The 8,492-nt window shown below is 67.7% G+C and carries 9 protein-coding genes and 2 tRNA genes; 3 read left to right on the forward strand and 8 right to left on the reverse strand.

Going from position 1 to position 8,492, the window contains the following annotated elements; all coding sequences use genetic code 11:
* The 3 genes from AC2VOK_RS12435 to leuC all read right to left on the reverse strand — a co-directional run.
* On the reverse strand, positions 1–413 hold a 413-nt coding region (locus AC2VOK_RS12435), incomplete at its 3' end, for an HU family DNA-binding protein (protein WP_428900743.1).
* Positions 414–627: 214 nt separating this feature from the next.
* Entirely contained in the window at positions 628–1,224 is a 597-nt protein-coding gene (leuD, locus tag AC2VOK_RS12440) for a 3-isopropylmalate dehydratase small subunit (RefSeq protein WP_428900751.1), read from the reverse strand.
* Positions 1,225–1,244: 20 nt separating this feature from the next.
* Positions 1,245–2,693: a 3-isopropylmalate dehydratase large subunit gene (gene leuC / locus AC2VOK_RS12445; RefSeq protein ID WP_428900744.1), complete on the reverse strand. Its 1,449-nt coding sequence runs from the start codon at positions 2,691–2,693 to the stop codon at positions 1,245–1,247.
* Positions 2,694–2,792: 99 nt separating this feature from the next.
* Between leuC and AC2VOK_RS12450 the strand changes: the two genes are divergently transcribed.
* The gene (locus tag AC2VOK_RS12450; RefSeq protein ID WP_428900745.1) at positions 2,793–3,494 is read left to right on the forward strand and encodes an IclR family transcriptional regulator; all 702 of its coding nucleotides are present in this window, start codon (positions 2,793–2,795) and stop codon (positions 3,492–3,494) included.
* Between the two features lie 89 nt (positions 3,495–3,583).
* Positions 3,584–4,099 carry a PPOX class F420-dependent oxidoreductase gene (locus AC2VOK_RS12455; protein ID WP_428900746.1) on the forward strand — a complete coding sequence of 172 codons (516 nt, stop codon included), beginning with the start codon at positions 3,584–3,586 and terminating at the stop codon, positions 4,097–4,099.
* Positions 4,100–4,116: 17 nt separating this feature from the next.
* Here the strand turns inward: AC2VOK_RS12455 and AC2VOK_RS12460 are convergent.
* The 4 genes from AC2VOK_RS12460 to AC2VOK_RS12475 all read right to left on the reverse strand — a co-directional run bounded on the left by AC2VOK_RS12460 (position 4,117) and on the right by AC2VOK_RS12475 (position 6,818).
* Positions 4,117–4,189: transfer RNA gene (locus AC2VOK_RS12460), tRNA-Glu, on the reverse strand.
* A 98-nt stretch (positions 4,190–4,287) separates the two neighbouring features.
* A tRNA-Gln gene (locus tag AC2VOK_RS12465) sits at positions 4,288–4,359 on the reverse strand.
* A gap of 144 nt (positions 4,360–4,503) precedes the next feature.
* Positions 4,504–5,994, reverse strand: a complete 1,491-nt coding sequence (gene gltX / locus AC2VOK_RS12470) for a glutamate--tRNA ligase (protein WP_428900747.1) — start codon at positions 5,992–5,994, stop codon at positions 4,504–4,506.
* Positions 5,991–6,818, reverse strand: a complete 828-nt coding sequence (locus AC2VOK_RS12475) for a fumarylacetoacetate hydrolase family protein (RefSeq protein WP_428900748.1) — start codon at positions 6,816–6,818, stop codon at positions 5,991–5,993. The genes gltX and AC2VOK_RS12475 overlap by 4 nt, the downstream gene beginning before the upstream one ends.
* Positions 6,819–6,932: 114 nt before the next feature.
* On the opposite strand from AC2VOK_RS12475, the gene AC2VOK_RS12480 reads away from it, so the two are divergent.
* On the forward strand, positions 6,933–8,234 hold the full coding sequence (locus tag AC2VOK_RS12480) for an MFS transporter (protein WP_428900749.1): 1,302 nt from the start codon (positions 6,933–6,935) through the stop codon (positions 8,232–8,234).
* Here the strand turns inward: AC2VOK_RS12480 and AC2VOK_RS12485 are convergent.
* Positions 8,137–8,492: isocitrate/isopropylmalate family dehydrogenase (locus AC2VOK_RS12485; RefSeq protein WP_428900750.1), on the reverse strand; the 356-nt coding region annotated here is incomplete at its 5' end. The genes AC2VOK_RS12480 and AC2VOK_RS12485 overlap by 98 nt on opposite strands.

Genomic DNA, 8,492 nt, shown 5'->3' on the forward strand with positions numbered 1-8,492 from the left:
TTCTTCGCCGGAGCCTTGGTCGCAGCCTTCTTGGCGGCCGGCTTCCTGGCGGACGTCTTCTTCGCTGCCGCCTTCTTGGCCGCACCCGCGGCCACGACACCGCGCTTGACGGCAGGCCCTTCCGCCGGGAGGCGCTGCGCACCAGACACAACCGCTTTGAACTGGGCACCGGGTCGGAATGCCGGAACGGACGTGGGCTTCACCTTCACCGTCTCGCCGGTACGCGGATTGCGGGCAACCCGCGCCGCGCGCCGGCGCTGTTCGAACACCCCGAAGCCGGTGATGGTGACGCTGTCACCCTTGTGCACCGCACGCACGATGGTGTCGACGACGTTCTCGACGGCGGCGGTCGCCTGCCGACGGTCCGAGCCCATTTTCTCTGTGAGCACCTCAATGAGCTCTGCTTTGTTCATCCATACCCTCCGAAGCCAGTGGTCCTCGTTTTCGGGAACCGACTAGAGCACACGGTAAACCTTTACCCGGCAAATTTCCAAGAGCCACGCGCAATTTCAGTAGTGATTGACCGTCGATTTCGCAATCCGGTTGCCGCCCTTGACTCGTGGGCTCCGCCGAAATCGGCCGAGTCGCCGCGGTCTGCGGGCCCCAATTCGGTGCCCGGCGGAGATTTCAGCGGGGGGAAGAAATGCTCGGTTTCCACTCGGGCCGAGTCGCCTCGAAAGCCTCGATCTCGTCGAGTTTTCGCAGCGTAAGGGCTATATCGTCGAGTCCCTCGAGCAGTCGCCAGGCGGTGTGATCGTCAATGTTGAACGGCAGCAGCGCCGTTCCGGCAGTGATATTTCGATCTTGAAGATTGGCAGTGATTTCCAGTCCCGGGCTCTGCTCGATCAGCTTCCAGAGAAGCTCGACGCCGTCTTGCGAAACTTCCGCGGCCAGCAGACCCGCCTTGCCCGCGTTGCCCCGGAAAATGTCGCCGAAGCGCGAGGAGATAACCACCCGGAAGCCGTAGTCCATGAGCGCCCACACCGCGTGCTCGCGCGACGAGCCGGTCCCGAAATCGGGCCCGGCGACCAGGACTGAGCCCCGATCGAAGGGGGCGAGGTTCAGTACGAATGAGGGATCCGAACGCCAGGTGGCGAAAAGGCCGTCCTGGAAGCCGGTCCGGGTGACGCGCTTCAAAAATACCGCCGGAATGATTTGGTCGGTATCGACATTGGAGCGCCTCAGCGGCACGCCGATACCGGTATGGGCGCGAAAGGCTTCCATGCTCATCCCCTTTCAGTCGGTCAGTTCAGGTCCGCGGGAGCGGACAATTTTCCGCGGACGGCTGTTGCGGCGGCCACGGCCGGCGAAACCAGATGTGTGCGGCCGCCCTTGCCCTGCCGGCCTTCGAAGTTGCGGTTGGAGGTGGCGGCGCAGCGCTCCCCCGGCGCAAGCTGATCCGGGTTCATCCCGAGGCACATGGAGCATCCGGCCTGTCGCCATTCCGCGCCCGCTGTGGCGAAAATCTCATCGAGCCCTTCGGCTTCGGCCTGTGCGCGCACCCGCATGGAGCCCGGTACCACGAGCATCCGGACCCCGTGGGCGACCCTGCGGCCCCGCAACACCTCGGCGACGGCGCGCAGATCTTCGATACGGCCGTTGGTGCACGAGCCGACGAACACCGCGTCGACCGCGATATCGCGCATGGGGGTACCCGGTTGAAGGTCCATGTACGCCAATGCTTTCTCCGCAGCTCTGCGATCGCCCTCGTCGGCGATCTGCGCGGGATCCGGGACGGTGGCGGTCAGCGGGACTCCCTGGCCCGGATTGGTGCCCCAGGTGACGAACGGGCTCAACGAGGTCGCGTCGAGATGGACCTCGGTGTCGAAGGCGGCACCGGGGTCGGTGCGCAGTTGCTGCCAGTACCGCATCGCCGCGTCCCAGTGCGCACCGGTCGGCGCGTGCGGACGGCCCCGCAGGAACTCGTACGTCGTGTCATCGGGCGCGATCATCCCCGCCCGGGCGCCGGCTTCGATGCTCATGTTGCAGATCGTCATCCTGCCCTCCATGGACAGCGATTCGATGGCGCTGCCCCGGTATTCGATGACGTGGCCCTGACCGCCGCCGGTACCGATCTGGGCGATCAACGCCAGCACGACGTCTTTTGCAGTCACCCCGTCGGGCAGCCGCCCGTCCACGCCCCCGTCCACAGTGACCGCCATCGTCTTGAACGGCCGCAACGGCAGCGTCTGGGTGGCCAGTACGTGTTCGACCTCTGACGTGCCGATGCCCATGGCCAGCGCCCCGAACGCGCCGTGGGTGGAGGTGTGGCTGTCGCCACAGACGACCGTCATTCCCGGTTGCGTCAGCCCCAATTGGGGTCCGACGACATGCACGATGCCCTGCTCGATGTCGCCCATCGGATAGAGCCGGACACCGAATTCCTCGCAGTTGCGCCGCAATGTCTCGACCTGGATGCGCGACACCGGATCGGCGATCGGCTTGTCGATGCCGACCGTGGGAACGTTGTGGTCCTCGGTGGCCAGCGTCAGATCGGGCCGGCGCACCGGACGGCCGGCCAGGCGCAGGCCGTCGAAAGCCTGGGGACTGGTCACTTCATGCACCAGATGCAGGTCGATGTAGATCACATCCGGTGCCCCCGCCGGTCCGGGACCCCCACCTGAAACCACAACGTGGTCTTCCCAAACTTTTTCGGCCAGGGTGCGCGGCGCACCCGCGCCAGACGTCTTCATCTGCGATCCCATCTCGACCTCGCCTCGATTCGCCTCGCCAGCGGCCCACCGATCGATCCGGACTGGTGATCTCACCATGCGAGACGCTAGTATCTCTTCGTGAGACAGCATAGCGGCATCGGCGTTCTCGACAAAGCGGTGGGCGTCCTGCACACCGTCTCCGAATCACCATGCGGGTTGGCCGAACTGTGCGAGCGGACCGGCCTGCCGCGGGCCACCGCGTACCGGCTGGCGGCCGCTCTGGAAGTCCACCGCCTCTTGGCGCGCGGCGACGACGGCCGCTGGCGCCTCGGAGCCGCCGTCAGCGAACTGGCGACCCGCGTGCACGATCCTCTGCTGGCTGCGGGCGCGGCGGTGCTCCCCGCATTGCGCGAGACGACCGGCGAAAGCGTTCAGCTGTACCGCCGTGAGGGCACCTCGCGGATCTGCGTGGCGGCCATGGAACCGGCTGCGGGCCTGCGCGATACGGTCCCGGTCGGGGCGAGGTTGCCGATGACCGCGGGTTCGGGGGCCAAAGTGCTCCTGGCCCATAGCGACGCGGCGACCCAGAAAGCCGTTCTGCCGCTGGCGAAATTCACCGACCGGACGCTGGCCGAGGTGCGCCGGCGCGGCTGGGCGCAGAGCGTCGCCGAGCGCGAGCCGGGGGTGGCGAGCGTGTCGGCGCCGGTACGCGACGGCCGCGGTGTCGTCGTCGCCGCGATATCGGTGTCCGGGCCGGTCGACCGGATCGGGCGGCGTCCCGGGGTGCGCTGGGCCGCCGACCTGTTGTCGGCTGCCGAAGCTCTGACCCGCCGGCTCTGACCCGCTGCCGCAACATGGCGGTCCGACTCGGGCCCGCCGGCGCGGACTCGGAGCAGGTTGCGCCGCGGCGCCTGCCAGACTGACTACCCATGGGAACCAATCAGCGCGCGAGCATCGTCATGTCCTCCGACGAGATCGCCGACTTCGTCGCCAAGAGCCGCACCGGCACGCTGGCCACCATCGGCTCCGACGGCCAGCCGCACCTGACCGCCATGTGGTACGCCGTCGTCGACGGCGAGATCTGGCTGGAGACCAAAGCCAAGTCGCAGAAAGCGGTCAACCTCAGCCGGGATCCGCGGGTCAGCTTTCTGATCGAGGACGGCCACACCTACGACACCCTGCGCGGGGTCTCCTTCGAGGGCGTGGCCGAGATCGTCGACGATCCCGACGTCTCGCACCGCGTGGGGGTCAGCGTCTGGGAGCGCTACACCGGCCCCTACACCGAGGAGATGAAGCCGTTCGTCGAGCAGATGATGAACAAGCGGGTCTGCGTGCGCATCGTCCCCCGCCGCGCCCGCTCGTGGGACCACCGCAAGCTCGGCCTGCCGCACATGCCGGTCGGCGGTTCCACCGCACCCGCGGTCCCGGGACCGGCCGGTCAATGACCGGTCAACGGTCTTTGTAGCCCCGATGGGATTCGAACCCACGCTACCGCCGTGAGAGGGCGGCGTCCTAGGCCGCTAGACGACGGGGCCAGAACCGATCCGAGCTGCCAGCATAGCTCACCCGGCTAAGCCCACCTAATCGCTTGCGGTGGGCATTTTTTGCTCGAATCTTTTGCTCGAATCTTTTGCTGGGGTACCAGGACTCGAACCTAGAATGGCTGAACCAGAATCAGCTGTGTTGCCAATTACACCATACCCCACTACCTGCCTGAAACCGCTGCTCTGAGCGATCCTGAGCGGCTGAAGCCACCTCGTGGGACCACCGCCGCCAGCTGTTGTCGGCCTTCGTGAACCGCAGTGCAGACTACCAAAAACTTCCCGCGCGTTCCGCACGCCAGTCGTTTCTAGCCGGTGCGCGCACCCCGCAGGCGTAGCAGGCTGCGGTCGCGGCCGAGCAGTTCGAGGGACTCGAACAGCGGCGGGCTGACCGTCGCACCGGTGGCGGCCACCCGGATCGGGCCGAAAGCCTTGCGCGGTTTGAGCCCCAGCCCCTCGATGAGCGCACCTTTGAGCGCGTCCTCGATGTGCGCCGCGGTCCACTCCGGGACCGCGTCCAGCGAGGCCAGGGCCGCGTCCAGCACCGTGTCGGCCTCGGGCCCCAGCTCCTTGGCGGCGGCCTTGGGGTCGAGAGCGTATTCGTCGTCGCTGAGAAACTTCAGCAGGTCCCAGGCGTCGCCGAGGACCACGATGCGGGTCTGCACCAGCGCGGCCGCCGCGGCGAAGCCGGCGTCGTCCAGCCCGGTGCGACGGTCGTGCGCGCTGAAATGGTCGCGCAGCCGGGCAGTGAAGTCTGCGGCGTCGAGCATGCGGATGTGCTCGGCGTTGAGCGCGTCGGCCTTCTTCTGGTCGAAACGGGCCGGATTGGAGTTGACGTCGACGACGTCGAACGCGGCGACCATCTCGTCGAGACTGAACAGGTCATGGTCGTCCGCGATCGCCCAGCCGAGCAGCGCCAGGTAGTTCAGCAGCCCCTCGGGGATGAAACCGCGCTCCCGGTGGGTGAACAGGTTCGACTCCGGGTCACGCTTGGAAAGCTTCTTCGTCCCCTCCCCCAACACGGTTGGCAGGTGCGCGAATTCCGGGGTCCGATCGGCGACGCCGATCCGGATCAGCGCCCGGTAGAGCGCGAGCTGGCGCGGCGTCGAGGGCAGCAGGTCCTCGCCGCGGAGCACGTGGGTGATATTCATCAGCGCGTCGTCGCACGGGTTGACCAAGGTGTACAACGGATCTCCGCTGGCGCGGGTCAGCGCGAAATCGGGCACGCTGCCCGCCGCGAAGGTGGTGGGCCCGCGCACCAGGTCGTCCCAGCGGAGGTCCTCGTCGGGCATCCGCAGACGCACCACGGGCTTACGGCCCTCGGCCAGGAACTCCGAGCGCTGCGCGTCGGTCAGCTGGCGGTCGAAGTTGTCGTATCCCAGCTTGGGGTTGCGGCCGGCGGCGATGTGCCGCGCCTCGACCTCCTCCGGCGTGGAGAAGGCGTAGTAGGCCTCACCCGCTGCGAGCAGCCTGCCCACCACGTCACGGTAGATGTCCGTGCGTTGCGACTGCCGGTACGGCGCGTAGGGGCCACCGACCTCGGGTCCCTCGTCCCAGTCGAGGCCGAGCCAGCGCATCGCGTCGAGCAATGCCAGGTAGCTTTCCTCGGTGTCGCGCTGCGCGTCGGTGTCCTCGATGCGAAAGACGAAGGTGCCGCCGGTGTGTCGGGCGTAGGCCCAGTTGAACAGTGCGGTGCGGACCATCCCGACGTGCGGCGCGCCGGTAGGCGACGGGCAGAAACGGACCCGGACGCCGGTGCTGGGGACGCCGGTGCTGGGGACGCCGGTGTTGGGGTTCACGACTTTCCTTTGCGGACTACGGGATTGGTCAGGGTTCCGATTCCCTCGATGGTGACCGAGACGGTGTCGCCGTCCTCGAGGGGACCCACCCCCGCCGGTGTGCCGGTCAGGATCAGGTCGCCGGGCAGCAAAGTCATCACGGCAGAGATCCACTCCACGATCGCGCCGATGTCGTGGACCATCAGCGAGGTGCGGCTGTGTTGCGTGGTCTCGTTGTTGACCTCGGTGCGCAATTCGAGGTCGGCCGGGTCCAGCGGTGTGAGGTCGGTGACGATCCAGGGCCCGACCGGGCAGAAGGTGTCATGCCCTTTGGCCCGGGTCCACTGGCCGTCGGCCTGCTGCTGGTCGCGCGCCGAGACGTCGTTTCCGATGGTGTAGCCGAGAATGTTCTCGGCGGCCCGCGCAGCCGGGACGTCCTTGCATGCCCGGCCGATCACCACCGCCAACTCGCCCTCGAAATGCACCGGTGATGCATTGGCAGGCAGAAGAATCGGCACGTTCGGTCCGATGATCGCGGTGCTGGGCTTGAGGAAGATGACCGGGTCCGCCGACGCCGGGCCGGTCATGTTGCTCATCTCCGCGATGTGGTCGGCGTAGTTCTTGCCGACGCAGACCACCTTGCTGGCCAGGATCGGCGCCAGCAGTCGGACGTCGGCCAGCGGCCACGATCGGCCTGTGAAGGTGGGCATGCCGAAAGGATGCTCGGCGATCTCGCGGACGGTCATTCCGGCGGGGTCGGCGGGGCCGGCGGGGTCGCCCTCGATGCTGACGAAGGCAGGTTTACCAGAGAGTCCGTCCGGGCTGGCGATTCGACCAAGGCGCATTCGCTTGAGCCTAGTCTGGCGACGATCCGGGCTCCCGCGGCCCAGCAGGGCGTGGCGGCTCGTCGGCCCCTGCGCTTTCAGCGATGTCCCACCATCGTGTGCAACCATGAGCAGATGCCGACCGACCCGGGTTCTGGGGGCCAGTGCAGCGCGGGCGCCCGGTGGTCGATCATGGCCATTTCACTGGGGGTGACGGCGAGTTCGTTCCTGTTCATCAACGGCGTCGCCTTTATGATTCCCGCGCTGGAGTCTGCCCGCGCGATCCCGCTGACCGAGGCGAGCCTGCTGTCGTCCATGCCCAGCTGGGGCATGGTCGTCACCCTAGTGCTCTGGGGTTACGTGCTGGACCGCGTCGGCGAACGCGTGGTACTGACCGCGGGGTCCGCGCTGACCGCGCTGGCGGCGTACTCAGCGGCGTCGGTCCACTCGATGTTCCTGACCGGCGTGTACCTGTTCCTCGGCGGCATGGCCGCCGCGAGCTGCAACAGCGCCGGCGGACGGCTGGTGTCCGCGTGGTTCCCGCCGCATCAGCGCGGTCTGGCCATGGGCATCCGCCAGACTGCGCAACCTCTGGGAATCGCCTTGGGCGCGATGGTGATTCCCGAGCTAGCCGAACGGGGGCCGAGTGCGGGCCTGATGTTTCCGGCCTTCGCGTGCACGACGGCGGCGGTAGCCGCGGCCATCGGGATCGTCGACCCGCCGCGGAAATCCCGGCAAGCGGCCACCGGTCAGGAATTGGCCAGTCCCTACCGGAGGCCATTCGTGCTGACGCGCATCCACGCGGTGGCCGGTCTGCTGATGATGCCGCAGACGGTCACCGTGACGTTCATGCTGGTGTGGCTGATCAACAACCTGCACTGGTCGATCGCTGCCGCCGGCGCCATGGTCATCATCTCGCAGCTCCTGGGAGCCGTGGGCCGCATCATGGTCGGCCGCTGGTCGGACAGGATCGGGTCACGGATGCGGCCGGTCCGCATCATCGCCGGCGCGGCCGCCGTGACCCTCTTCCTGCTGGCGTGGGCCGATCATCTGAATTCGCGGTACCAGGTGGTGCTGATGATCGCCATCTCGGTGATCGCGGTCCTCGACAACGGTTTGGAGGCGACCGCGATCACCGAGTTCGCCGGGCCGTTCTGGAGTGGGCGCGCCCTGGGCATCCAGAACACCACGCAGCGGCTGATGGCGGCCGCCGCGCCGCCGGTGTTCGGTGCGCTGATCACGGCGTCGAAGTATCCCGTCGCCTGGGCCCTGTGCGGGGTGTTCCCGTTGCTGGCGGTGCCGCTGGTGCCGGCGCGCCTGCTCCCGCCCGGGCTGGAGGCTAGAGCGCGGCGGCAATCCGTTCGCCGACTTCGCCGGTGGCGCGCCGTTCGCTCCCGCGAGTCGACAGATAGGCCGCGACAGCCCGATCGACTCTGAGGGCGGCGTCGTTCTCCCCCAGGTGGGCGAGCAGCAGCGCCACCGACATGATCGCCGCCGTCGGATCCGCGATCCCTTGCCCGGCGATGTCCGGCGCGCTGCCGTGCACAGGCTCGAACATCGACGGGTTGGTGCGGGTGGCGTCGATGTTTCCACTGGCTGCCAGGCCGATTCCGCCGCACACCGCCGCGGCCAGGTCGGTGATGATGTCGCCGAACAGGTTGTCGGTGACGATCACGTCGAAGCGCCCCGGATCGG

Source organism: Mycobacterium sp. TH-M116, assembly GCF_057473685.1.

What these genes read in the sequence shown, in the direction of transcription:
- leuD (WP_428900751.1), bottom strand. Translation starts at nt 1,224, where the DNA reads ATGGAAGCCTTTCGCGCCCATACCGGTATCGGCGTGCCGCTGAGGCGC.
- leuC (WP_428900744.1), bottom strand. Translation starts at nt 2,693, where the DNA reads ATGAAGACGTCTGGCGCGGGTGCGCCGCGCACCCTGGCCGAAAAAGTT.
- AC2VOK_RS12455 (WP_428900746.1), top strand. Translation starts at nt 3,584, where the DNA reads ATGGGAACCAATCAGCGCGCGAGCATCGTCATGTCCTCCGACGAGATC.
- AC2VOK_RS12475 (WP_428900748.1), bottom strand. Translation starts at nt 6,818, where the DNA reads ATGCGCCTTGGTCGAATCGCCAGCCCGGACGGACTCTCTGGTAAACCT.
- AC2VOK_RS12480 (WP_428900749.1), top strand. Translation starts at nt 6,933, where the DNA reads ATGCCGACCGACCCGGGTTCTGGGGGCCAGTGCAGCGCGGGCGCCCGG.